Genomic DNA, 241 nt, shown 5'->3' on the forward strand with positions numbered 1-241 from the left:
TCGTCATCCAGCGGTTTCACTGCGCCAAACTCAGAGGCGCTGAACTGCAGGCTTTCACCAGCGTTCACGATGCGTTTTTGCGCGGGGGCACTGGCGAGAAGCACTTCCACAGCGTGCTGCTGAACGTCAAGCTGCGTGAAATTATCCTGCTGGCGGACGGTAAATTCTGTCCCTAAAGCAGTGAGCTGGCCCTGACGGGTCAGGACACGGAAGGGGCGTTGCAGGGCATCTTTCGCGGTAG

At 58.5% G+C, this 241-nt stretch carries 1 pseudogene; it reads right to left on the reverse strand.

What is annotated here, in order from left to right:
- A pseudogene (locus FN960_RS24685) lies at window positions 1-224 on the reverse strand (hypothetical protein); the annotation flags it as partial.
- Between the last annotated feature and the right edge of the window lie 17 nt (window positions 225-241).

Origin of the sequence: Alkalicoccobacillus porphyridii (assembly GCF_007293315.1) — a bacterium.
Lineage (GTDB): Bacteria > Bacillota > Bacilli > Bacillales > Bacillaceae_D > Alkalicoccobacillus > Alkalicoccobacillus porphyridii.